27 protein-coding genes and 1 tRNA gene are annotated in these 20,702 nt (G+C 66.4%); 11 read left to right on the forward strand and 17 right to left on the reverse strand.

All coding sequences use genetic code 11. The features are described 5' to 3' along the window. The first annotated feature begins 203 nt into the window (after nucleotides 1-203). Complete coding sequence (locus VL129_RS06390; protein ID WP_325411226.1) at nucleotides 204-1,535, forward strand: DUF2254 domain-containing protein; 1,332 nt, start codon at nucleotides 204-206, stop codon at nucleotides 1,533-1,535. On the opposite strand, the gene VL129_RS06395 is transcribed toward VL129_RS06390, so the two are convergent. Next, nucleotides 1,519-1,986, reverse strand: coding sequence for a MaoC family dehydratase (locus VL129_RS06395; RefSeq protein WP_325411228.1), 468 nt, complete (start codon nucleotides 1,984-1,986; stop codon nucleotides 1,519-1,521). The two genes, VL129_RS06390 and VL129_RS06395, sit on opposite strands and share 17 nt — an antisense overlap. 195 nt (nucleotides 1,987-2,181) lie before the next feature. Then, on the reverse strand, nucleotides 2,182-2,898 hold the full coding sequence (locus VL129_RS06400; protein ID WP_325411230.1) for a helix-turn-helix transcriptional regulator: 717 nt from the start codon (nucleotides 2,896-2,898) through the stop codon (nucleotides 2,182-2,184). Nucleotides 2,899-3,156: 258 nt separating this feature from the next. Between VL129_RS06400 and VL129_RS06405 the strand changes: the two genes are divergently transcribed. Beyond that, a tRNA-Met gene (locus tag VL129_RS06405) sits at nucleotides 3,157-3,233 on the forward strand. A gap of 139 nt (nucleotides 3,234-3,372) precedes the next feature. On the opposite strand, the gene VL129_RS06410 is transcribed toward VL129_RS06405, so the two are convergent. The 8 genes from VL129_RS06410 to VL129_RS06445 form a co-directional block, all read right to left on the reverse strand. Continuing rightward, nucleotides 3,373-3,531, reverse strand: a complete 159-nt coding sequence (locus VL129_RS06410; RefSeq protein ID WP_325411231.1) for a small membrane protein YohP — start codon at nucleotides 3,529-3,531, stop codon at nucleotides 3,373-3,375. A 3-nt stretch (nucleotides 3,532-3,534) separates the two neighbouring features. After that, nucleotides 3,535-3,954, reverse strand: a complete 420-nt coding sequence (locus VL129_RS06415) for a GNAT family N-acetyltransferase (RefSeq protein WP_325411233.1) — start codon at nucleotides 3,952-3,954, stop codon at nucleotides 3,535-3,537. Between the two features lie 4 nt (nucleotides 3,955-3,958). Next, nucleotides 3,959-4,642, reverse strand: a complete 684-nt coding sequence (locus tag VL129_RS06420) for a sulfate/molybdate ABC transporter ATP-binding protein (protein ID WP_325411235.1) — start codon at nucleotides 4,640-4,642, stop codon at nucleotides 3,959-3,961. An 8-nt stretch (nucleotides 4,643-4,650) separates the two neighbouring features. Then, entirely contained in the window at nucleotides 4,651-5,322 is a 672-nt protein-coding gene (modB, locus tag VL129_RS06425; protein ID WP_325411237.1) for a molybdate ABC transporter permease subunit, read from the reverse strand. A 13-nt stretch (nucleotides 5,323-5,335) separates the two neighbouring features. Then, nucleotides 5,336-6,088: a molybdate ABC transporter substrate-binding protein gene (gene modA, locus VL129_RS06430; RefSeq protein WP_325411239.1), complete on the reverse strand. Its 753-nt coding sequence runs from the start codon at nucleotides 6,086-6,088 to the stop codon at nucleotides 5,336-5,338. A gap of 91 nt (nucleotides 6,089-6,179) precedes the next feature. After that, entirely contained in the window at nucleotides 6,180-7,076 is an 897-nt protein-coding gene (locus tag VL129_RS06435; RefSeq protein WP_325411241.1) for a DMT family transporter, read from the reverse strand. A 68-nt stretch (nucleotides 7,077-7,144) separates the two neighbouring features. After that, entirely contained in the window at nucleotides 7,145-7,972 is an 828-nt protein-coding gene (locus tag VL129_RS06440; RefSeq protein WP_325411243.1) for a CheR family methyltransferase, read from the reverse strand. Nucleotides 7,973-8,022: 50 nt separating this feature from the next. Then, nucleotides 8,023-8,946 carry a chemotaxis protein CheV gene (locus VL129_RS06445; protein WP_325411245.1) on the reverse strand — a complete coding sequence of 308 codons (924 nt, stop codon included), beginning with the start codon at nucleotides 8,944-8,946 and terminating at the stop codon, nucleotides 8,023-8,025. A gap of 84 nt (nucleotides 8,947-9,030) precedes the next feature. Here VL129_RS06445 and flgA point away from each other — a divergent pair, with 84 nt between their 5' ends. From flgA to VL129_RS06465, 4 genes are all read left to right on the forward strand, one after another. Then, the gene (gene flgA, locus VL129_RS06450; protein ID WP_325411247.1) at nucleotides 9,031-9,780 is read left to right on the forward strand and encodes a flagellar basal body P-ring formation chaperone FlgA; all 750 of its coding nucleotides are present in this window, start codon (nucleotides 9,031-9,033) and stop codon (nucleotides 9,778-9,780) included. Between the two features lie 121 nt (nucleotides 9,781-9,901). Beyond that, entirely contained in the window at nucleotides 9,902-10,210 is a 309-nt protein-coding gene (flgM, locus tag VL129_RS06455; protein WP_325411249.1) for a flagellar biosynthesis anti-sigma factor FlgM, read from the forward strand. A gap of 46 nt (nucleotides 10,211-10,256) precedes the next feature. Then, complete coding sequence (locus VL129_RS06460; protein WP_325411251.1) at nucleotides 10,257-10,730, forward strand: flagella synthesis protein FlgN; 474 nt, start codon at nucleotides 10,257-10,259, stop codon at nucleotides 10,728-10,730. A 55-nt stretch (nucleotides 10,731-10,785) separates the two neighbouring features. Further along, the gene (locus VL129_RS06465; protein ID WP_325411253.1) at nucleotides 10,786-11,541 is read left to right on the forward strand and encodes a flagellar brake protein; all 756 of its coding nucleotides are present in this window, start codon (nucleotides 10,786-10,788) and stop codon (nucleotides 11,539-11,541) included. Nucleotides 11,542-11,562: 21 nt separating this feature from the next. Here the strand turns inward: VL129_RS06465 and VL129_RS06470 are convergent, their stop codons facing one another. Continuing rightward, nucleotides 11,563-12,906, reverse strand: coding sequence for a glutamine synthetase family protein (locus tag VL129_RS06470; RefSeq protein ID WP_325411255.1), 1,344 nt, complete (start codon nucleotides 12,904-12,906; stop codon nucleotides 11,563-11,565). 179 nt (nucleotides 12,907-13,085) lie between these two features. On the opposite strand from VL129_RS06470, the gene VL129_RS06475 reads away from it, so the two are divergent. The 3 genes from VL129_RS06475 (at nucleotide 13,086) to VL129_RS06485 (ending at nucleotide 14,982) form a co-directional block, all read left to right on the forward strand. Then, the gene (locus tag VL129_RS06475; protein ID WP_325411257.1) at nucleotides 13,086-13,670 is read left to right on the forward strand and encodes a hypothetical protein; all 585 of its coding nucleotides are present in this window, start codon (nucleotides 13,086-13,088) and stop codon (nucleotides 13,668-13,670) included. A gap of 30 nt (nucleotides 13,671-13,700) precedes the next feature. Next, the gene (locus VL129_RS06480) at nucleotides 13,701-14,345 is read left to right on the forward strand and encodes a hypothetical protein (RefSeq protein WP_325411259.1); all 645 of its coding nucleotides are present in this window, start codon (nucleotides 13,701-13,703) and stop codon (nucleotides 14,343-14,345) included. 64 nt (nucleotides 14,346-14,409) lie between these two features. Then, complete coding sequence (locus tag VL129_RS06485; RefSeq protein ID WP_325411261.1) at nucleotides 14,410-14,982, forward strand: hypothetical protein; 573 nt, start codon at nucleotides 14,410-14,412, stop codon at nucleotides 14,980-14,982. 76 nt (nucleotides 14,983-15,058) lie between these two features. Here VL129_RS06485 and VL129_RS06490 read toward each other — a convergent pair whose 3' ends face one another. The 3 genes from VL129_RS06490 to cobU all read right to left on the reverse strand — a co-directional run bounded on the left by VL129_RS06490 (nucleotide 15,059) and on the right by cobU (nucleotide 17,799). Continuing rightward, nucleotides 15,059-16,108 (reverse strand): M48 family metallopeptidase, encoded by a 1,050-nt coding sequence (locus tag VL129_RS06490; protein WP_325411263.1) that lies wholly within the window; start codon nucleotides 16,106-16,108, stop codon nucleotides 15,059-15,061. After that, nucleotides 16,105-17,142, reverse strand: a complete 1,038-nt coding sequence (locus tag VL129_RS06495) for a YjgN family protein (protein WP_325411265.1) — start codon at nucleotides 17,140-17,142, stop codon at nucleotides 16,105-16,107. Before VL129_RS06495 ends, VL129_RS06490 begins: the two co-directional genes overlap by 4 nt. Nucleotides 17,143-17,283: 141 nt before the next feature. Beyond that, a complete protein-coding gene (cobU, locus tag VL129_RS06500; RefSeq protein WP_325411267.1) occupies nucleotides 17,284-17,799 on the reverse strand; it encodes a bifunctional adenosylcobinamide kinase/adenosylcobinamide-phosphate guanylyltransferase in 516 nt (171 codons plus the stop codon). 212 nt (nucleotides 17,800-18,011) lie between these two features. Between cobU and VL129_RS06505 the strand changes: the two genes are divergently transcribed. Both VL129_RS06505 and VL129_RS06510 read left to right on the forward strand, forming a co-directional pair. Next, the gene (locus tag VL129_RS06505; protein WP_325411269.1) at nucleotides 18,012-18,554 is read left to right on the forward strand and encodes a chalcone isomerase family protein; all 543 of its coding nucleotides are present in this window, start codon (nucleotides 18,012-18,014) and stop codon (nucleotides 18,552-18,554) included. Between the two features lie 12 nt (nucleotides 18,555-18,566). Further along, the gene (locus VL129_RS06510; RefSeq protein ID WP_325411271.1) at nucleotides 18,567-19,106 is read left to right on the forward strand and encodes a DUF3833 domain-containing protein; all 540 of its coding nucleotides are present in this window, start codon (nucleotides 18,567-18,569) and stop codon (nucleotides 19,104-19,106) included. Nucleotides 19,107-19,142: 36 nt separating this feature from the next. Here VL129_RS06510 and VL129_RS06515 read toward each other — a convergent pair whose 3' ends face one another. From VL129_RS06515 to VL129_RS06525, 3 genes are all read right to left on the reverse strand, one after another. Continuing rightward, nucleotides 19,143-19,583 carry a GNAT family N-acetyltransferase gene (locus VL129_RS06515; RefSeq protein ID WP_325411273.1) on the reverse strand — a complete coding sequence of 147 codons (441 nt, stop codon included), beginning with the start codon at nucleotides 19,581-19,583 and terminating at the stop codon, nucleotides 19,143-19,145. Between the two features lie 15 nt (nucleotides 19,584-19,598). After that, nucleotides 19,599-20,216 (reverse strand): Type 1 glutamine amidotransferase-like domain-containing protein, encoded by a 618-nt coding sequence (locus VL129_RS06520; protein ID WP_325411275.1) that lies wholly within the window; start codon nucleotides 20,214-20,216, stop codon nucleotides 19,599-19,601. Nucleotides 20,217-20,251: 35 nt separating this feature from the next. Further along, on the reverse strand, nucleotides 20,252-20,702 hold a 451-nt coding region (locus VL129_RS06525; RefSeq protein ID WP_475491199.1), incomplete at its 5' end, for a sigma-70 family RNA polymerase sigma factor family protein.

The following is a 20,702-nucleotide window of genomic DNA, read 5'->3' on the forward strand; positions in this document are numbered from 1 at the left end:
TCGAATCAGGGGTTCATTTGAGATTTAGCCTGGATAGCGCCTCAACGAAAAACGCCATACCCGCCGGGCATACCCGAGCCGTGCAGCAAGACTGCCTGCTGGCTGGCAGAGCGGCAAGCAGGCGGCCAGTCTGCGTACACCTGCGGAACACCGCCGCGCTTCCGGGCTCGGATGTTCTGGATGCTCAGGATAGGGGCTTCGGCGTGAAGGCAAAGCTGTTCAGCTACTGGAACCGGATGCGCTCCAGCTTCTGGTTCCTTCCCATCCTCATGGCCTGCGCCGCAGTCGGCCTGGCGCTTGGGACCACCACCCTGGACCGCGGCGACACGCTGCGTGCCCTGCGCGTCGACGGCTGGCTGTTTACCGGTGGCGCCGAAGGCGCCCGCACCGTGCTGGGAACCATCGCCGGCTCGATGATTACGGTGGTCGGCATCGTCTTCTCCATGACCCTGGTCACCCTTTCCCTGGCCTCCTCGCAGTTCGGCCCGCGCCTGTTGCGCAATTTCATGCGCGACACCACCTATCAACTGGTGCTGGGCATCTTCGTCGCCACGTTCCTGTACTGCCTGCTGGTGCTGCGCACCATCCGCCACGCCGAAGGGGGAGGCGCCTTCGTGCCGCATCTGTCGGTCACCCTCGGTGTGCTGCTGGCGGTGCTCAGCCTGGGCGTGCTGATCTACTTCATCCATCACGTCTCGGTCACGATCCAGGCCAACGAGATCATCGCCCGCCTCAGCCAGGAGCTCTGCGCCAGCATCGAACAGCAGTTCAGCGAGCCGACCGGGGCGGCTCGGGTTGCGGCGGTGGAGAACGTCGATCCGGCGCGGGGCACGCCGGTCGCATCCAGCCATTCGGGATACCTGCAGTTCGTGGATCTGCAGGTTCTGCTCGACCTGGCCCGGCGACACGGCCGGATTCTGTGCCTGGCATGCCGCCCCGGAGACCACATCATGGCCGGCCGCCCCCTGGTGAGCTGCTGCCCGCCCGGGGAGTTACCCGAAGGCCTGGCGGACGGGATCAACGGTGCGTTTGTCATGGGTAACCAGCGCACGGCCGGACAGGATGTCCTCTTCGTGGTCGATCAATTGGTGGAGATCGCGGTGCGCGCCCTCTCCCCGGGCATCAACGATCCCTTCACGGCGATGGCCTGCATCGATCGTCTGGGCATTGCCCTGGCGCACGCCGCGCGGCGGGAACCGCCCTCGCCCTACCGGTTCGACGATGCCGGGCAGCTTTGCCTGGTGGTGCCCCAGCTCACCTACGCCATGCTCGCCGACGCCGCCTTCGACCCGATCCGCGAGTATGGCTGCGCGAGCATGGCCGTCAGCCTGCGCCTGCTGGAAACGATAGCGACGATTGCGCCGACACTCCCGCCTGGTCCGATGCGCAACTGCCTGGCCTGCCACGCCCGACGCATTGCCCGGCGCGCGGGGCAATGCCTGACGGAAGAGGAAGACCGCCTCCGGATAGCCCGGCGCGGTGATGAAGTGACCCGCCTGCTTGACGGGTCCTCCGGAATCAGCGGGACGGCATGAACACGAAGCGCGCCAGGGTCTCGGCCACGCAGCCCGGCTTGTCCTGGCCTTCGACTTCCACGGTGACACGCACCGCCAGTTGCACGGCATCGCCGATGCGCTCGGCCTGCTGTATCACACCATGGCCCCGCACACGGGCACCCACCTTCACCGGTGCCGGGAAGCGCACCTTGTCGCAGCCATAGTTGACGCCCATCACCAGATTCTCCACGCGCATCAGCTGGGTAATGAACTGACTGACCAACGAGAGTGTCAGGTAGCCATGGGCGATGCAGCCACCGAAGGGCGTTCTGGCGGCGCGCTCGGGGTCGACGTGGATCCACTGATGGTCGCCGGTGGCCTCGGCGAACAGGTTGACCCGCTCCTGGGTCATTTCCAGCCACTCGGTATGACCCAACTCCTGGCCCTGGGCGGCCAGCAACGCTTCGATGTTATGGAATACGGCAGTCATGATGGTCTCCTTACGCTCACTGACTGAAGGCGCCACGGCCGAGCGAAACGCTCGACCGGCTACCCGCGCGACCCTGGCAGCTGAACAGTGCCAATGGGTACGAGCGGGGGCAAAGCCTAGATCGCGGAAGGAGATTGGCAACCGGCCCGAGGCGGCGATCACGACTGGCGCACGCTTCGGGGCCAGCCCGGGCCGTCAGGCGGGGAACATGCTCTTGGGCGTGACGCCCAGCGCGCGACGGAACACCTGGATGAAGGCGCTGACGCTCTGGTAGCCGACGCGCGGCGCCACCTCGGCGATCGGCTCGCCGGCCGCCAGTCGCTCCATGGCCAGCATCAGGCGCAACTGTTGGCGCCACTGGGCGAAGCTCATGCCGGTTTCCTTGTGGAAACGGCGGGTCAGGGTACGCCGGGGCATGCCGACGATCTCGACCCAGTCGTCCAGGTCGGCGTCGCTGTCCGGCTGATCGAACAGGCCCTGGGTGATCTTCTGCAGGCGTTCATCCTGGGGCACCGGCAGGAACAGGTCCTGCTCGGGCTTGCGCCCGAAGGCATCGGCGAACACCTGCAGATAGATGGCATTGAGGCCCGGATCCAGCGGCATCTCGTCAAGCAGCGACACCAGCAGCGCGCTCTGGCGAATCACCCGCGGCTGCGTGGGCATCTGCTCGCGACTCCAGGTCTCGGCGAAATTCAGTCGCAGCCCGCGCATGTCACCGTAGCTGACCGGCAAATGCAGCTGCATCGGCGGCACCCAGGCCATGTAGCCCGGCGGCACGATCCACATGCCCCGCTCGGTATGCACGCTGACGACCCCGGCGCTGACCCTGAACAACCGCCCTTCCAGTTGGGCTTGTAGCTTGGCTCCCTGATGGGTGCTGCGCGCGAGATGATGTACTTCCAATAGATCCATGATCCGGCCCGCTGAGGAAAATGCGCGAAATATACCACTGTCAGGCCATCTCTTTGCCATCTCTGGCGACAGGTAAAACCAGAGCACTGAGCGAAGAGCGGCGCGCAATGGTATCAAAGTAATGGCCCAGCGCGTCAGCCGCGCGCCGGCGCCCCGACGCGCGCACCCGTGCTCGCTAAGCGCTTGAAAGCAACGATATTTTTTTCAGGCAAAGGAGTTGACAGGCTTCCGCCCGATAGGAATAATGCGCGCCATTCCGGCTACATAGCTCAGTTGGTTAGAGCGCAGCATTCATAATGCTGATGTCCCAGGTTCAAGTCCCGGTGTAGCCACCATACAAAACAAGGGGTTAGCGCAAGCTAACCCCTTTTTTGTTTTGGCCGTTGACCATGAATCGACCACGCATGGACCAGACGCCCGAGCCGCCGCACGGGCGACCCCGCAAGCGCCCGGTCAGGTGACCCAGCGACAGGCTCAGAAGATCATCATCAGGATGCCTATCACCACGATCAGGCCGATCAGGAAGATGATGCCAACAGCGCTGGTCAGGAACTTGAGCATGTCTGGCCCTCCAGGGTTTGCGTCACCGCCGAATGTGCGGCCGTCTTCCTGTTGAGGCCGGATTCGGCGCACGGTTCACCCGCAGGTTCCGACCGACACCATGGCCATCAGCGCCTTGGTTCTGGCGTAGCGCTCCAGCCGCTGCGCCAGCTCCTCGGGTAGCGTTGCGCAAGACGCGTAGCCAAAGCGCCGATAGAAGCCCTCAAGCTCGGGATGGCAGAACAGCCAGATCGGCCCCGATGTGTCGGCCCGCACGCGCCTGAGCAGCTCGCCCGCCACGCCTTGTCCGCGCAGCGGGGCGGCGACCAGCAGGCTGGTCAACCAGTGGCCGTCGGCGACCGGCGTCAGACAGACCCCGCCGACCAGCTCGTGCGCCCGCCGCGCAACCCAGGCGCGCTGCGCCCGGGCCACGCGCATATGGCTGCGTTGCGCCCGATAGAACTTGTCCAGCAGGGGGAACAGCGGCGCCGGCAGGGCATCGATTTCCGCGGCCATCCGCTCAACCCCAATCATCGCGCGGCTCGCCCAGCAGGCCATTGTCCAGATACAGCACCTGGTCGCCGAACACCTCGGCATCCGCCGGATCGTGGGTAATCAGCAGCATCGGCACCCGCAGATGGCGCTGCAGGCCATCCAGCTCGGCGCGCATGTGGCGGCGCAGGTGCGGGTCCAGGGCGGCGAAGGGTTCATCGAGCAGCAGGGCCCTGGGTTCAGCGATCAGGGCGCGGGCCAGCGCGGTGCGCTGGCGCTGGCCGCCGGACAGTTCAGCCGGGTACTGCTCGGCCACCGGGCGCAACTCGAACGCCGCCAGCCAGTGCTCGACGGCCGCATGGTCCGCATGGCGGCCCGGGTTGAGCCAGCCGCGCTGCAGGCCGAAGGCGATGTTCTGGCGCACGTTCAGGTGCGGAAACAGCGCGTAGTCCTGGAACAGGTAGGCCATGCGCCGTCGCTGGGGCGCCAGGTTGATGCGCGCCGCGCTGGCGAACAGGGTCGTGTCGCCCAGGCGCACATGGCCCTGGTCGGGGGTCATCAGCCCGGCGATGGCCTTGAGCAGCAGACTCTTGCCGGCGCCGGATGGCCCGAGCACCACCAGACGCTGGCTGTCGCTGCGCAACGCCACGCGCAGCGTGAACGTGCGCTTGCCCGAGCGCAGGGTTTTCCGGATATCGAGATCAAGCTGCATCGCCCACCTCAGCGATTGGCGATGCGACCGGGCGCCAGGCGTCCGGCCAGCAACAGCACGGTGATGCACAGCGCCGAGGTGATCAGCACCAGCAGGTTGGCGGTGTCGTCCTGGCCGGCCTGCACGGCTTCATACACGGCGATGGACAGCGTCTGGGTCTTGCCGGGGATGCTGCCAGCCACCATCAGCGTGGCGCCGAACTCGCCCAGCGCGCGGGCGAAGGCCAGCAGCACGCCGGCCATGATGCCGCGCCAGGCCAGCGGCAGGGTGACCCGGAAGAACACCCCCGCCCCGGACACGCCCAGCACCCGCGCCGCCTGCTCCAGCTGGCCGTCCACCGCCTCGAAGGCCGCGCGGGCCGGCTTGAACACCAGCGGGAAGGCGACCACCGAGGCGGCGATCACCGCGCCCTGCCAGGTGAAGATCAGGTTGATGCCGAAGCTGTCGTGCAACCAGGCGCCGAAGGTGCTGCGCCGGCCGAGCAGCACCAGCAGGTAATAGCCCAGCACGGTGGGCGGCATGACCATCGGCAGGGTCAGCAGGGTGTCCAGCAGATCCCGGCCGGGAAAACGCGCGCGCGCCAGCAGGTAGCCCACCGCCACGCCCAGCACCAGGGTGATGGCGGTGGCCCAGCCGGCGACTTGCAGGGAGAGGATCAGGGCTGGCCAGACGGCATCCATTCGGGCTCCGCACTCAGGGAAGATCGAAACCGTGCCGGACCAGGATGGCCTGGCCGGCTGGCGACAGCAGGTAGTCGATGAAGCGCCCGGCCTCGGCGGCCTGCGCGCTGTCACGGGTGCGTGCCACCGGGTAGCGGATCACCGTGTCCAGCGGCACCGGGAAGGCCACGGTCACCCGCTCCGGCATCGCCCGGGCATCGGTGGCGTACACGAAGCCGGCCGCCACCTCGCCACGCGCCACGTAGTCCAGCGCCTGTCGCACGTTCTGGGTGTGGATCATCTTGTCCTGCAGCGCCGGCCGCAAGCCCGCGGCTTCCAGGGCGCGCACGGCGTAACGGCCGGCCGGCACGCTGGCCGGGTTGCCGAGGGCGAACCGCTCGACGCCGGGCTCGGCGAGATCGGCGAGGCGGGCCAGGTGCAGCGTGCTGTCGCGCGGCACCACCAGCACCAGCGCGTTGCGAGCGAAGTCCCGTCGGCTGGCGGATTCGATCAGGTTCTGGCCGGCGGCCTGGTCCATGGTTTCCTGGTCGGCGGACGCGAACACATCCACTGGCGCGCCCTTGGCGATCTGCTGCAGCAGGGCGCCGGAGCCGCCGACATTGAGCAGCACGCGCACCTCAGGATGCAGGCTCTGGTAGCCCCGGGCGATGTCACGAAACGCGCCGGTCAGGCTGGCAGCGGCGGATACCGTCAGCTCGGCCGCCAGCACCCCACCGGAAAGGCCCGGCAGGAAGCAGAGAAGCAGAAGGACCAGCGACTTGGGCATGCGGCGCTCCAGGCAGGCCGAGATGGAAGCACGTCGAAAACCATAGGCCGCCCTGCCCGGTCTGGCGCTGACTTCCATCAAGAGCCGGGCGTCAGCGCCCCGGACGGGTGGCGAACAGCAGGCCGCCGAAGATCAGCGCGCCGCCCACCCAATGGAACGTCTGCAGGGTTTCACCCAGCAGCAGGTAGGCCAGCACCGCAGCGAACACCGGCATGGTGTACAGCGCCAGCGAGGCCTTGGCGGCGCCGAGGATCTTCACCCCCTGGTTCCAGGTGAGGTAGGCGATCAGCGAGGCCGGAATGGCGGTGTACAGAATCGCACCCAGGGTGCGCGCGTTCAGCTCGAAGCCGCCCAGCTGGCTGAATTCCAGCAGATAGAACGGCAGGATCACCGGCACGCCGATCAGCACGAACGCGCCCAGCAGGGCCAGCGGCGGCAGCGGTAGCCAGGGCGCCCACAGACGCAGCAGCACGGTGTACAACGCCCAGGCCAGCACGGCGAGGATCATCACCAGATCGCCCGGGTTGAACGACAGACCCAGCAGGTTGGCCAGGCTGGCCTGGCTGATCAGCACCAGCAGGCCGGCCACGGCGATGCCCATGCCCAGCCAGGCGCGACGCTTGGGCCATTCCTTGAGCAGCAGGCCGGCGAACAGGAAGGTGGCTAGCGGAATGCAGGTGTTGAGCAGCGTGATGTTGATCGCCGTGGTGCTCTTGGCCGCCGTGTAGAGCAGCGAGTTGTAGGCACCGATGCCCAGCGCGGCGATCACCGGCAGCCGCCAGCCCGCCTGGCGCAGGGTCGCGCGGTACTGCCACAGCGTGCCGGCCACGAACGGCAGCAGGATGCACAGCGCCACCAGCCAACGCCAGAACGACAGGGTCAGCGGGGGGATTTCCCCGGCAATGGCGCGCCCGATCAGGGCATTGCCTGCCCATAGCAGGCTGGAAAGCAGCAGGCCGCTGGCGGCCCAGAGGTGACGAGTCGGCATGACAACCACGACAGCAATGGCAAGGCGCGCACCTTACGGAAGCGCGCCGACGGTTGGCAAGGCGCGCCTCAGCGCGCCTTGTAGATGATGCCGGGGTTGCACTGCACCATCTGGTACAGATCGGAGAGCCCGTTGAGCGCCTCCGAAGCACCGAGGAACAGGTAGCCGCCCGGTTTGAGGGTGGCATGGATACGGGTCAGGATGTCGCGCTTGATGTCGGCGGAGAAATAGATCAGCACGTTGCGGCAGAACACGATGTCGAACTTGCCCAGCGAGGCATAGCTGTCCAGCAGGTTCAGGGCGCGCAGCTCGACACGGTTGCGCACGGCGGGCTTGATCGACCACTGCCCCGGCGCCACCTGATCGAAATAGCGCTCGCGACGCTCCGGCGACAGGCCGCGGGCCATGGCCAGTCCGTCGTAGACGCCGGCACGGCAGGCCGCCAGCATCGCCCCGGACAGCTCGGTGGCGACGATCTGCGCGCCCATGCGCAGCATGCCGGGATTGGCGCGCTCGAATTCGTCGAGGGTCATCGACAGCGAGTAGGGTTCCTGGCCCGACGAACAGGCCGCCGACCAGATGCGCGGGCGCAGCGTCGGCGAGGCCTTGAGCAGCTCCGGCAGTACCCGGCTCTTGAGCACCTCGAAGGGGTAGCCGTCGCGGAACCACAGCGTTTCGTTGGTGGTCATCGCGTCCACCACTTCCTCGCGCAGGCCGCCACGGGGCTGTGCCTGGATACGCTGCACCAGGTCGGTAAGCGACTTGATGCCGCGCTGTTCCATGAGCCGGTTGAGGCGACTGGAAACCAGGTACTGCTTGTTACTGCCCAGTTGAATGCCGCTGGTCTTTTCGAGGAAATCCCGGAACAGCTCGAAATCCAAATTACCTGAAGACACCTAACCCGCCTTAACCATAAATAAGTACGCCGAGCCTGAAGGAACAGCCATCAGCTTCGTGCTTCGATTCGGGTGATCACCCGGTTGGCCAGATCGTCCGGACGGAACTTGGAGAGAAAATCGTCCGCCCCCACCTTCTGCACCATGGCCTGGTTGAACACCCCGGAAAGCGAGGTGTGCAGCAGCACGTGCAGGCCCTGCATGCGCGGGTCCTGGCGAATCTCGGCGGTCAGAGTGTACCCGTCCATCTCCGGCATTTCGATATCGGAGATGACCATCAGCAGTTCGTCCTCCGGGCGGCGTCCTTCGTCGGCCATCTTCTGCAAATACTGCAGCGCCTGACGGCCGTCGTTCAGCGGGACCACCTCGACGCCGACGCCTTCCAGGCAGCGCAGGATCTGCTTGCGCGCCACCGAGGAATCGTCGACCACCAGAACCTGCTTGCTGAGCGCCTTGGCCTGGATCTCCGCCGGCACCGGCTGCTCGAGCTGGGTGCGGCTGGGCACCGTCTCGGCGAGGATCTTCTCGACGTCGATGATCTCCACCAGCACGTTGTCCACGCGGGTCACCGCCGTCAGGTAATGCTCGCGGCCGGTGCCCTTGGGCGGCTGGTGGATCTCATCCCAGTACAGGTTGACGATGCGTTCCACCGAGCGCACCAGGAAGCCGAGCACGCGGGTGTTGTACTCGGCGATGATCACGAAGCTGTTCTGCCGGTCGACCAGCGGGCGGCGCCCGGTGGCCAGCGCCATGTCCAGGATCGGGATGGTGCCACCGCGAATGTTGGCCACCCCGCATACCACGCTGCTCGACTTGGGCATGTTGCTCAGCCGCGGGCAGGGCAGGATTTCCTTCACCTTGAAAACGTTGATGCCGTACAGCTGCGAGCCGTCCAGCCGGAACAGCAGCAGTTCCAGACGGTTCTGTCCGACCAGCTGAGTCCGTTGGTTTACCGAATCCAGTACACCGGCCATGCCGGACTCCTTCTCGAAAATTGACCTGATCGCCGGGCCTCGCCCGGTCGGGTACGCCGGCACGTCCCTTGCTACTTGGCGGACATGACCCTGATGACGACAGTTTTCCGACGCCTGCGCGGCTCGCTCGCCACCCTGGCGGCCCTCGGCGCCCTGCAAGCCCCCGGCGTCGCCGTCGCGGCGGCGCAAACCTTACCTGATCAGCTTATCGGCGCCACCGAGGCTTTTCTTGAGGAACAGGTCGCCAACTATTTGCAGCGGGCCGGTATCGCCGGCCGTCACGATATCCAGGTCAACCGCCTCGATTCGCGCCTGCGCATGCCGGCCTGCGACCAGCCGCTGGTCGCCAGCCTGGAAAGCCCGGCCCAGCCGGTGGGCCGCGTTACCGTGCGGATCGGCTGCCAGGGCAGTTCGGCCTGGAGTCTGCTCGTGCCGGCGCAGGTTCGCCTGTACCGCCAGGTGGTGGTCGCCCAGCGTCCGCTGGCGCGCGGCGCGATCCTTGCCTCCCAGGACATCGACTGGCGCGAGCGCGACGTGGGCACCCTGAGCCAGGGCTACCTGACCGAGCCCGATCAGGCGCTGGGCAGCATGCTGACCCGCCCGGTGAGCATCGACCAGGTACTCACCCCCAACCATCTGGAGCGCGCACCGGTGGTCAGCAAGGGCGATCATGTGGTAATCAGTGCCGGCGGCGCGACGCTGTCCGTGCGCATGCCGGGCGAGGCCCAGGAGGAAGGCGCGGTCGGGCAGCAGATCCGGGTGCGCAACCTCAGCTCGCAACGGGTCATCCGGGCGCGCATCACGGGACCGGGACAGGTGGTCGTGGACCTTTAGCCCGAAACTCGTCGGAAACTGTGCACCGAAACGCAAAAACCCGACCACGGGCGTTAAAGTTCTGACGCGAACGGCCGAAACTAGTGGCAAGCGTCCACTGCTCCGTTCGAGGTAGCACACCATGGTTATCGATTTCCAGCGGCCGAACAGCGCCTCCGCGCCGGCCGGCATCCCCCGTTCCACCGCCGCGCAGCCCAGCGCCCCGATCAATGAAACCGCCAGCGTCGCGCCTGCGGCCGAGAGCGGCGAATCCGTGCGTTTCAGCGCGGAAGTCCAGCAGTTGCAGCAGATCACCGATCAGCTGCGCGAACAGCCCGAAGTCGATGCCGCGCGCGTCGAACGCCTGCGTCAGTCCATCGCCGATGGCAGCTACCAGGTGGACAGCCCGCGTCTGGCCGGCAAGCTGCTCGCCTTCGAAGCGCAGCGCTGACACGCCTCACCGGGAGTAGCGGACGCCACGTCTTCCTGAGGTGCTCATGCCCGTCGCCCAACTTCTGAACAGCTTTCGCGAAGAGATCGAGCAGGCGCAACGCCTGCTCGAACTGCTGGAAAGCGAGCATCAAGCGCTGCGTCAGTGCGAGCTCGCCGTGCTGGAAAGCCTGCTCGGCGAAAAGACCCCACTGCTCGATGAACTGGATCGCCAGCGCCGCCAGCGCAGCGAACTGCTGCGCGCCAGCGGCCTGAGCACCGATCGCGCCGGCCTGGAAAACCTTGCCGCCCGTTCCGCCGATGGCGAAGCCCTGCTGCAGGCCGCCACGGAGCTCGCCGAACTGCTGGACAACTGCCAGGGGCTCAATCAGCGCAACGGTCGGCTGATCCAGAATGGCCAGACCAATGTCGAAGGTCTGTTGATGGTGGTGCGTGGCAAAAATGACGCCGCAGGGTTGTACAATCGCCTCGGTCAAAGCGCCGCCAGCATCGCCCGTCAGCGTCCCCTTTCCCAGGCCTGACATTCCCCCGGCAGCACGGCGTCCCGCAGGATTTGGTTTTGGAGTACAGCGGACAGTGTCGAAATTCAACGTCGAGGAAAAGCCTGACCAGGGGCCCGTCACGTACAAGGAGCCCATCGAGGTGGCCGGCCACCTGCGCACCCTGGCCGCCCACAAGGAACGTGTCTCTCTGGTGTTCGAAGAGCTGCCCGTCACCCGTCACGGCTACACCGTGCTGCTCGCCGTGGATCGCGAGCGTGGGCTGATCGCGCTCGACGAAGTCCTGCCGCTGGAAAGCGAACGCCACCTGCTGGACGGCCAGACCTTCTCCGCCGAGGGCTACCACGAAGGCGTGCGCATGGCCTGGACCAGCCGCAACTACCGGGTCAAGCGCGGCAGCCTCGAAGGCGTGCCCTGCTTCTGGATCGACCTGCCCGACGAGCTGGAATACCACCAGCGTCGTGATGCCTACCGCGCGCCGCTCAAGCGCACCCAGTCGCCCAACGTCAACCTGTCGGGCAGCAAGCTGTCCCCGTCGCTGGTGGGCAAGCTGCTGGACATCTCCGCCACCGGCTGCAAGGTGCAGTTCCCCGGCAACCTCACCGATTACCTGCAGAGCGGCACCGTCTACGAACGCCTGAGCATCGCCCTGCCGGAAAGCACTCTGGTGGTGGCCGTGGAGCTGCGCCACCTGTATTTCGACCGCAGCCGCGAATCCAGCATGGTCGGCTTGCGCTTCTACCAGATCAGCGGTTACGAGCAACGCCAGATCGAGCGCTACGTGTTCCAGCTGCAGCGCGAAAGCCGCCGCCTGGATTTCGAGGACGAGTAAGGCACCACGAGGTGCTTTACCTCAAACCCAGGGCGCCAGATGGCGCCTCTCCCACGGCGTGATCTCGTCGTAATAGCTGCCCAGCTCCATCAGCTTGGCGGCCGCATAGCCCTCGATGAATGCCTCTCCGCACAGCTCGCGCGCCAGCGCGCTGTGCCGCAGGCGCTCCAGCGCCGCCGACAGGGTGAACGGCAGTTGCAGCGCCGGCGGAGCCTGGAACGCGCCCTGCACCGGCGCGCTCGGCTCCAGGCCCTGGCGCATGCCGCGCAACCCCGCCGCCAGGCTGGCGGCAATCACCAGATAGGGATTGGCGTCGGCGCCCGGCAGACGGTTTTCCACCCGCCGCGCGGACGCCTCGCTCAGCGGAATACGCAGCCCGGCGGCGCGGTTGTCGTAGCCCCAGCAGGCATTGTTGGGCGAGGCGAAGGGATGGAACAGCCGCTGGTAGGAATTCACATAGGGCGCGAACAACAGCGTCAGCTCGCCCAGCGCGGCCTGTAATCCGCCGATGAACTGCCGGAAGGCCGGCGTCTCGCCACCCTCCCCGTCGCTGAAGATGTTCGCGCCGTCGCCGCCACGCACCACGCTCTGGTGCAGATGCATGGAACTGCCTGGCGTCTCGGCCAGCGGCTTGGCCATGCACACCGCGATCAGCTCATGACGCATCGCGATCTCCCGCAGCAGATGCTTGAACAGGAAGGTCTGGTCGGCCACCTGCAAGGCGTCGCCATGCAGCAGGTTGATCTCGAACTGGCTGGCGCCCATCTCGTGCAGAAAGGTGTCGCGTGGCAGCCCGAAGGCGCGCATGGCCGCATACACCTCGTCGAAATAGGCCTGCTGGCTGTGATTGGCGCCCACGCTGAAGGCCGCCGCCGCGCCGGAGGGGCGGCCGTCCAGGCCGCACGGGGGCACGAACGGCTGCAGCGGATCGGGATTGGGCTGGAACAGGAAGAACTCCAGCTCGCTGGCCACCACCGGACGCAGGCCCTCGGCGGCGTAGTCGTCCAGCACACGACGCAGCAAGCTGCGGGTGGACAGTGGACAGGGCGCCCCGCTCACCTCCACGGCGTCGCAGATCACCAGGGCGCGTGGCTGTTCGGTCCAGGGCAGGCGGTACAGCTGGCCCGGATCGGGCGCCAGCACCATGTCGCCGTCATCGCCGCCGTAGTAGCGCGGCGGTGGATAGCCGCCCATCACGCACTGGAACAGCACCCCGCGCGCCATCTGCAGGCGCCGGCCTTCCAGGAAGCCCTCGGGGGTCATGACCTTGCCGCGCGGAATGCCGTTGAGATCCGGGGTAACGCATTCCACCGCCTCGACACCCGCCAGGCGCGGGTCTTGGGAAACGGACAGGGAGGACGACATTGGGAACATCTCGTCTGGCGCCAATCGGCGATGGGGTCACCATAGGTCGGCAACCGCCCGCGCGCCATGCGACGACGAGCAGGTCAATCCGACCGGGACACCCTACAGTTCTTGAGGTCGGAGCCGCGAGCCCGGCTCGCCGGAACCTGTTCAGCTCACCACCATCCCAGGAGCTCGACATGAAGATCATCCCACAGGCCGCATTCATCCTCGCCGTATCCCTGTCCCCGGCAGCCCCCGTCCTGGCCCAGGGCGTACCTGCCCAGGGCACGCCAGCCCAGGGCATGCCGGCCCAGAGCACTCAGGGCCAGCAGGCCCCGGCCGCACCGGACATGAACGCGTTCGACCAGCAGATGACCCGCGCCCAGGAAAACCTGCAGAAGATGCAGGCGCAGATGGAGAAGATCCAGCAGACCCAGGACCCGAACGAGCGCCAGAAGCTGCTCCAGGAGCACTGGAACGCCATGCAGGAAAACATGCAGATGATGCGTGGCATGCGCGGCCAGGGCAGGATGGGCGGCCAGATGATGGGCTGGCAGGGCTATTCGAACCTGTCCCCCGAACAGAAGGCCCAGCGCCAGTACATGATGGAACGGCGCATGGAGATGCATCAGATGATGATGGACCAGATGATGATGCATCAACAGCAGCAAGGGGCCATGCAACCCGGCCAGCCGGCCCCGGCCAGCCCAATAAGCCTCCGGCCGGGCCCGGCCCGGCCACCTCATCCCACGCCGTATATCGCGGCCGCCCTACCGACGTAGAATCCCGGCTCCTGCCGTCGAGTCTGCGCCATGGAATCCCCGATCAAGCTGTTCCCGGACAGCATCTTCACCGTCGACGATGCCGGCGAGGTCGCCCTGCTGCATGCGCCGCCGCGTACCCCGGCCGGCCACGCGCTGCGCTGGGGCTGGCTGGTGCCGCTGCTGGCGATCATCGCCACCTGGAACCTCGCCAGCCCGGGTTTCACGGCCTTGCTGTTCTTCCTGCTGCTGTCCTATCCGCTGACCGCGGTGATCCTCGCCAACTGGATCTTCCCGGCCACCCTTTACCAGGCGCATTTCGACGACGCCGGGCTGCACCTCGCGATCGGCCATGCGCAAGACCCGACGGCGGATGCGCAGCTGTTCATCCCATTCGAGGACATCACCGCGCTGGTCACCCTGGACCACTACCGCAACATGGGGCGCTACGGCACCAGCTGGTTTCGCAGCTACATCTTCCAGACGAAGACTGCCTATGGCAGAAAACCCCACGTGCAGATCAACACCAAACGCAGCGCGCAGTCGGTGCATTCCGTGCTGCAGCGGCTCGCCCGCTTGCCAGCGGCACAGCACATCCAGCTGCCGCCGATGGTCAGCATCGGCAACCCACCGAGCCCCGAGCGCCTGCGCGCCGAGCGCGAAGAGCGGCAGCGGCGTCTGCAAGGAGAAGTGTGAGCCTCGCGGCATCTGCGGCGTCAGCGCTTGGCTATGCTCCCCGCTCCTCAAGGAGTGAGACCTTATGTACAAACGGAGCGGGCTAGTCGCCCTGTTGATTGTCGGCAGCCCAGCGTGGGCGAGTGATTGCAGTCTGCCCGTGCAAATCACCGAGCACTCCCCTCGCCTGATCGAATCGCAACGCTTGCTCCTGCCCGGAGCCGCGAAACTTCAATTCGCACTGGGCCAGGCAGCCGATACCTTTGCCCATCTGGGCGACCTGCTGCTGGTGAAGTACGACGACGGCGCTCATCTGTCGTATCGGATTCTCGATCCCGCCGAATTCCGCACGCGAGCCTCTCGCCTGGCCTTGCCGGACTTCATCCGCCTGGTGTTTGGCAAGCCGGTCGCAAACGCCAATGCCGATGATCTCGCCGATGCCAGAGCCCACCAGGACGCCATCCGCGCTGGCTGCAGAGGCTTCGAACACTATCGCCTCGACGACATCGAGGTGTACGGCTATGGACAGACCCGCTCCGGGAACGAGCCCTACCATGCGCTGTTTGTCCTGGACGGGCCCGACGTCCACTTCATCGATATTCGCGGTAGCGAAACGCTGCCGGAACAGGTCGTTTCAACGTTGAGCAAAAGGAATTGATGTGAGCCCTTATGGGAGTGCTGCAACCGAGTGAAAGGCAGCCAAGCCACAGGCTCGGTCAGCCTCCCCTCTCTTCTCAGAAATCCCCCAGCACCCGCCGGCGTTCCTCGGTCGGCGGGTGAGTGGACAGGTAACGGCTCCAGCCGTCCGCATCCTGCGTGCAGGACTCGTCGGGCTTGCAGCTGCGCGCGGCCTGTTCCAGGCGGGCCAGGATTTCGCCGAGGCGTCGGGCGTCGATGTCCTGCTCGGCCAGCAGCTCGGCGGCGAAGCGGTCGGCCTCGTGCTCGAAGTCGCGGGAATAGCCGAGCTGGGTGAGCAGCACCGGAATGGCCGCGACCAGCGATGACACCGAAGACAGGTCGCCGGTCACCGTCATCACCAGCAGGCCGAGCGCCGAACCCTGCAGCGCCTGGCGCAGGCCGTGGCGACGCTCGACGTGGCCGATCTCGTGGGCCAGCACCGCCAGCAGCTCCTCGTCGTGCCCGGCCAGCGTCACCAACTGATCGGTGAACACCACCGTGCCCGATGGCAAGGCGAAGGCGTTGGCGCCGATCTGCTCGGCGGCCTTACGAAACTCCAGATGGATCGGCGCGCCCTCGCGCTGCAGCAGCGGCGCGAAGCGCTCGCGCAGGCGTGCCTGCTCGGCTTCCGCCAGCTCGCTGGGGAACAGGATCTGCTGGTCGAGCACCTCCAGCACGCCCTGGCCGACCTGGCGACTGACCGACTCGGGTAGCGCGAAGGCCACCCCCTCGGCCAGTGCGGGGATGCCGTAGCGCACCCCGCCCCAGACGAACAGCACCGTAATCAGCACGCCGAGCAGCACGTAGCGCAGGCTGGACTCCAGCCGGTGCACCAGCCCGTGTCGCCGGCCACGGCCGCTCAGCAGGCGATCGACGGCCGCGTTGTCGGCCGTCTCGAAACTGCCGCCGTCGGCAAAGCGCAGGATGCGCGGCGTGTTGCCGAGCCGCGAGCTGATCGCCACCGCGTCCAGCGACACAGGACCGACCAGTGGTTGTTCGCCATCGAGCACCTGCACCACGCCGTCCTCGGCCAGCAGGCTGGCCGGGGTCGGGCGGGACGAGCCCGCGTAGTAGGTGCCGAGGATGCGCGGGGCCGGATGACTCACAGACCAACACTCACGTCGAACATCTCGCCCATCTCGCCACCCAGCGAGGACACGTCCTGCTGGCGCGCGGCGACAAAGTCATCCAGGTCGTCGCCGGCCTGCAGGCTGATGTGCTCGGCCGCATAGCGGGCGGTACGCACCTTGGCCCACGGGTAGAACAGGCCCAGGGTCAGCACCAGACCGAGCAGGTTGCCCAGCATCAGCAGCAGGTAGCTGCCCAGGCTATAGCGCGACTGCAGGCGGTTGGCGCCCAGGTGCAGGTTGTTGTAGGTCAGGTTGGTCAGGCGCACGGTGGCGAAGGCGAACAACAGCAGGTAGGCGAGCGTCATCATCACCGGCAGCAGCGGCGGCACGACCGTGCTCAGCAGCGCGCCCAGCAGGCCACCGACGACGAGGATGGCCAGCATCACCAGGAACGCCATGTAGAAGGGACCGGCCCCCACCTTCAGTTCGAAGGGCGTGGTACCAAAGCGGCTGTTGTCGACCACGAAGCGCTGCTGCCGATGCATCGCCAGCGGCAGCAGCAGGCCCAGGGTCAACATGCCCAGCAGCGGCCAGACCACGAAGGCCATCGCCGCCCCGCCATAGCTGCCGGCGAAACCGAAGCGCACGCCGCGCCAGGCACTGTTGTGGTTACGGAAACTCAGCCCGCGCACCAGCATCCACGGCAGCGCCAGCAGGAACAGCGCCAGCGCCACCAGCCCGACGGTCACCGATACCTGTTGCGCCACGCTGTAGGCGACCAGGACGACAAAGGCGATCACCCGCCCCTTGAGGATGGCCACCGGATCGGCCAGGTACTCGAAGCTGCTGCTGTCGAGCTGGGTGTTGCCGTAGAAATAACGCTGCGTGCGCACCTTGGCCCAGGCCGAGTAGATGCCCAGGGTGACGATGGACAGCAGGATGTTGACGATCCAGATGCGGAAGAACTCGAATCCGTCGCCATGGAACTGAAAGGGCAGGTTACGCGCCTGCTGCTGGGCGGTTGCGCCCTCGATGCGTGCGTCCTGCGGCGCCGCCACTGCTTCCGACATCTGTCGTTCTCCTCGAAAACCGGTTGGATAGGAAACCTCGCGCGGCCGCCTGGGCCGCAGCGCTGCATCTTAGGGATACGTGATGGCACTTTATAATCAGCACGGGTTTCCGACGGCATTTTTGTGACAGCAAACACACTTTCAGCCGCCCTTGAGCACCATCGGCAGGCCGGCCACCGTGAAGGTGACGCGCTGGCAGGCGGCGGCCAGCGCCTGGTGCAGCCAGCCGGCTTCGTCCACGTAGCGACGGCTCAGCTCGCCGAGCGGCACCACGCCCAGGCCGGTTTCGTTGCTGACCAGGATGACCCGCCCCGGCAGCTCCGGCAGGGTCTCCAGCAGCGCCTGGCGCTCGGCGGCCAGGCGCGCGGCGTCATCCAGCATCAGCAGGTTGGTGAGCCACAGGGTCAGGCAGTCGACCAGCAGGCAACGCTCCGGCGCCGCCTGCTCGCGCAGCACCTGGGCCAGCGCCAGCGGTTCCTCCACCAGCCCCCAGTGCGCCGGACGGCGCGCGCGGTGATGTTCGATGCGTGCCGCCATCTCGCCATCCAGCGCCTGGCTGGTGGCCACGTAGGTCACCCGCAGGCCGCTGTCGGCGGCGCGCTGTTCGGCCAGCCGGCTCTTGCCGGAGCGTGCGCCGCCGAGAATCAGTTCATGCATGTTGCTTTCCTCTCCCCCCTCACTTGCCCGGGCGGCAGGGTACTCCTTCCGTCCGCCGACGTCGGCCGGGACAGCTCGCCGGATTCCCTGTAGGGCCGGCTTTCCGTCGGCCAGCGGCAGCGCGATCTTTCTCGGCGCCCACCCATAAACCTGTACAAATAGAATTATTCGTATAGATTTATCGACAGGTATCCACTCCGCGAGCCCCGAAGATGACCACGCTCCCTACCCTGCGCCACATCGCCCACTCCTGTGCGCTCGGCCTGCTGCTGCTCGCCGGCGGCGCGCAGGCCAGCTGGCAGGATGCCCTGCCCGAGGCGCGTCTGATCGGCGGTGGCGACCTGCGCCTGTTCGGCTTCCGCATCTACACCGCGCGGCTGTGGAGCCCCGCCGAGCCGTTCCGCGCCGACGCACCGTTCGCCCTGGAACTCACCTACCACCGCAACATCGAGCGCGACGACCTGGTCGAGGCCAGCCTCAAGGAAATCCGCCGCCTGAATGGCGATGCCATCGATGCCGCGCAGCTGCGACGCTGGCAGGCGCAGATGCAGCGGGCCTTCGTCGATGTGCAGCCCGGCGAGCGCATCATAGGCGTGCATCTGCCGGACCAGGGCGCGCGCTTCTACGCCGGCACGCGCCTGCAGCATGAAATCGCCGACCCCGAATTCGCCCGCGCCTTCTTCGCCATCTGGCTCGACCCACGCACCCGCAACCCCGAACTGCGTGCCCGCCTGCTGGGCGACGCCCGCCCCTGACCGGAGACCGCCATGTTCAAGCGTCTTGCCCTGCTGTTGTCACTTGCCGTCGCCCTGGCCGGCTGCGCCGTGGAGGTGGAGCACTACCGCGACCAGAACCCGCCCCTCGACCTGCGCCAGTACTTCACCGGCCGGGTGGACGCCTGGGGCATGTTCCAGAAACGCTCGGGCGAGGTGGTCAAACGCTTCAGCGTGGCCATCAACGGCTACTCGCGTGGCGAGCAACTGATCCTCGAAGAAGACTTCACCTACAGCGACGGCAGCACCGACCGCCGCGTGTGGACCTTCACCCCCGACGGCCCCGATCACTGGCGCGGCACCGCCCACGACGTGGCCGGCGAAGGCCACCTGCAGGTCGCCGGCAACGCCCTGCGCCTGCGCTACACCCTGCGCCTACCGGTGGGCGACAGCGTCTACGACATGCAGCTGGACGACTGGATGTACCTGATCGACGAACACACCCTGGTCAACCGCTCATTCATGACCAAGTTCGGCGTCGAGGTCGGGCAGATCACGCTGTTCTTTCGCAAGCGCGGAGCGCAAAGCCAGTAGCGAGCCGGTCGTGCGCCAGGCCGGACCGCCCCACCCTCACACGGCCAGAAAGTAGCTGTAGAAGCCTTCGCTCCGCCGATAACCCAGCGCCTCGTACAGTCGCTGGGCGTTGAGGTTGTCCACCGCCGTCTGCAGGCCGAGGCCCTTGGCGCCGGTCTCCAGCGCGTGGGCCCTGGCCCGTTCCAGCAGCGCGCTGCCCACCCCCTGCCCGCGGCAGGACGGCGCCACGTACAGGTCGTTGAGAATCCAGGTGCGCCGCGCCGACACCGACGAGAAACTCGGGTACAGCTGGGTGAAGCCGAGCGGCTCGCCATCCCGCAGGGCGAGGAAGATCACCGACTCGCGGTTGGCCACCCGCTCGGCGATGAACGCCTGCGCCAGCGCCGGGTCGCTCGGCTGCCGGTAGAAGACCCGGTACTGGTCGAACAGCGGAGCCACGAGCGTAACTTCGTTTGGGGTGACGCTGATGATGTGCATGGTTATGTCGTGCCTTCAGGCATTTGCGATCCGAATGGTATCCCCGCTCATCAGGATCGCCTGATGGTTGCTGAACGGGTAAAGGTCCACCGCGTCCCGGTATTTCGCCTCGATACGCGCGGCGCATTCCTGGAAGGGGGCATTGGTGTAATGCGGGAGCGGGTAGAAATCGATCAGGCCGAGTCCTGCAAGAGAATCGAGACCCTGCACTGCGGATAGGTCATCCATGTCCCTGATGTAAGCGAGATGCGGCGCAAGCACAACCGCACCTGCGGACTCCCCCACGTAGGGCTTGCCCGCCACAATCTGCTCCACCAGCAGGCGATCCGCGCCGGTTCGCCTCAACTCCCGAAGCAGAAAAAACACGTTGCCACCCGAAACATAGATGCAGTCGCAACCAGCCAATTTGGCTTGAATCACTTCCGGCGTAGCACTGGAAAGTTCCAGCACATCGATGCTCAGCCCGAGCGCCTCCAGCGCCTTTCTGCCAGCCTCCACATAGAAAGTCACCTCCTCGTTGATGCTGGCCGTAGGAATGAACGCGACCCTGCCGCCCTGGAGACGATCCGCCACGAATTCTGCAAATACACCCGCCACCGTTGCGAATGATGAGGCCAGGAATAGGTATTTCATTGCTTTCTCCGGAAGATCGAGAATCACTGACTCAGTTACGGCAATAGCGCGCCTAGCTTATGCGGGTTACGCACCGCGTAGATATGCCGGATTCGCCCGGCGTGCGTCTCGATCGTCATCGCGGTGGCGAGCCTCTGGTTCTCGAAGATCAACACGCCAAGCGAGCCGTTGAAGCGTTGGGGCTGGATTCGAACCTCGATTCCGTCCCGCTGGAAGTGCGCGAAGATCCCGGCGAAGAATTCCGCGACCGCGTTCGCCCCACGCATTACCTCCGGCAAGGCCTGCACCTGGCCTCCGCCGTCGGAGTAGAGCTCCACCTCACTGGCTAGCAGCGTGATCAACTTGCCCACATCCCGTTGCCTGGCGGCAGACAGGAAGCCATCGAGCAACGAGCGATGCATCTCGGGCGTGGTGTCGAAACGGGGGCGATCCTCGCGGATACGCTTGCGTGCCCGGGTTGCGCATTGCCGGCAGTGCGCGGCGGAC

The sequence above is a fragment of the Pseudomonas sp. genome (assembly GCF_035497915.1).
Lineage (GTDB): Bacteria > Pseudomonadota > Gammaproteobacteria > Pseudomonadales > Pseudomonadaceae > Serpens.

Excerpts from the sequence above, each read along its gene's own strand:
- VL129_RS06415 (WP_325411233.1), bottom strand. The coding sequence starts at position 3,954 with ATGGCCGCGGAAATCGATGCCCTGCCGGCGCCGCTGTTCCCCCTGCTG.
- flgM (WP_325411249.1), top strand. The coding sequence starts at position 9,902 with ATGGTTATCGATTTCCAGCGGCCGAACAGCGCCTCCGCGCCGGCCGGC.
- VL129_RS06480 (WP_325411259.1), top strand. The coding sequence starts at position 13,701 with ATGGAATCCCCGATCAAGCTGTTCCCGGACAGCATCTTCACCGTCGAC.
- VL129_RS06400 (WP_325411230.1), bottom strand. The coding sequence starts at position 2,898 with ATGGATCTATTGGAAGTACATCATCTCGCGCGCAGCACCCATCAGGGA.
- VL129_RS06435 (WP_325411241.1), bottom strand. The coding sequence starts at position 7,076 with ATGCCGACTCGTCACCTCTGGGCCGCCAGCGGCCTGCTGCTTTCCAGC.
- VL129_RS06520 (WP_325411275.1), bottom strand. The coding sequence starts at position 20,216 with ATGAAATACCTATTCCTGGCCTCATCATTCGCAACGGTGGCGGGTGTA.
- VL129_RS06515 (WP_325411273.1), bottom strand. The coding sequence starts at position 19,583 with ATGCACATCATCAGCGTCACCCCAAACGAAGTTACGCTCGTGGCTCCG.
- VL129_RS06485 (WP_325411261.1), top strand. The coding sequence starts at position 14,410 with ATGTACAAACGGAGCGGGCTAGTCGCCCTGTTGATTGTCGGCAGCCCA.
- modA (WP_325411239.1), bottom strand. The coding sequence starts at position 6,088 with ATGCCCAAGTCGCTGGTCCTTCTGCTTCTCTGCTTCCTGCCGGGCCTT.
- VL129_RS06470 (WP_325411255.1), bottom strand. The coding sequence starts at position 12,906 with ATGTCGTCCTCCCTGTCCGTTTCCCAAGACCCGCGCCTGGCGGGTGTC.
- VL129_RS06445 (WP_325411245.1), bottom strand. The coding sequence starts at position 8,946 with ATGGCCGGTGTACTGGATTCGGTAAACCAACGGACTCAGCTGGTCGGA.
- VL129_RS06420 (WP_325411235.1), bottom strand. The coding sequence starts at position 4,642 with ATGCAGCTTGATCTCGATATCCGGAAAACCCTGCGCTCGGGCAAGCGC.
- modB (WP_325411237.1), bottom strand. The coding sequence starts at position 5,322 with ATGGATGCCGTCTGGCCAGCCCTGATCCTCTCCCTGCAAGTCGCCGGC.
- cobU (WP_325411267.1), bottom strand. The coding sequence starts at position 17,799 with ATGCATGAACTGATTCTCGGCGGCGCACGCTCCGGCAAGAGCCGGCTG.
- VL129_RS06475 (WP_325411257.1), top strand. The coding sequence starts at position 13,086 with ATGAAGATCATCCCACAGGCCGCATTCATCCTCGCCGTATCCCTGTCC.
- VL129_RS06395 (WP_325411228.1), bottom strand. The coding sequence starts at position 1,986 with ATGACTGCCGTATTCCATAACATCGAAGCGTTGCTGGCCGCCCAGGGC.
- flgA (WP_325411247.1), top strand. The coding sequence starts at position 9,031 with ATGACCCTGATGACGACAGTTTTCCGACGCCTGCGCGGCTCGCTCGCC.
- VL129_RS06460 (WP_325411251.1), top strand. The coding sequence starts at position 10,257 with ATGCCCGTCGCCCAACTTCTGAACAGCTTTCGCGAAGAGATCGAGCAG.
- VL129_RS06505 (WP_325411269.1), top strand. The coding sequence starts at position 18,012 with ATGACCACGCTCCCTACCCTGCGCCACATCGCCCACTCCTGTGCGCTC.
- VL129_RS06495 (WP_325411265.1), bottom strand. The coding sequence starts at position 17,142 with ATGTCGGAAGCAGTGGCGGCGCCGCAGGACGCACGCATCGAGGGCGCA.
- VL129_RS06510 (WP_325411271.1), top strand. The coding sequence starts at position 18,567 with ATGTTCAAGCGTCTTGCCCTGCTGTTGTCACTTGCCGTCGCCCTGGCC.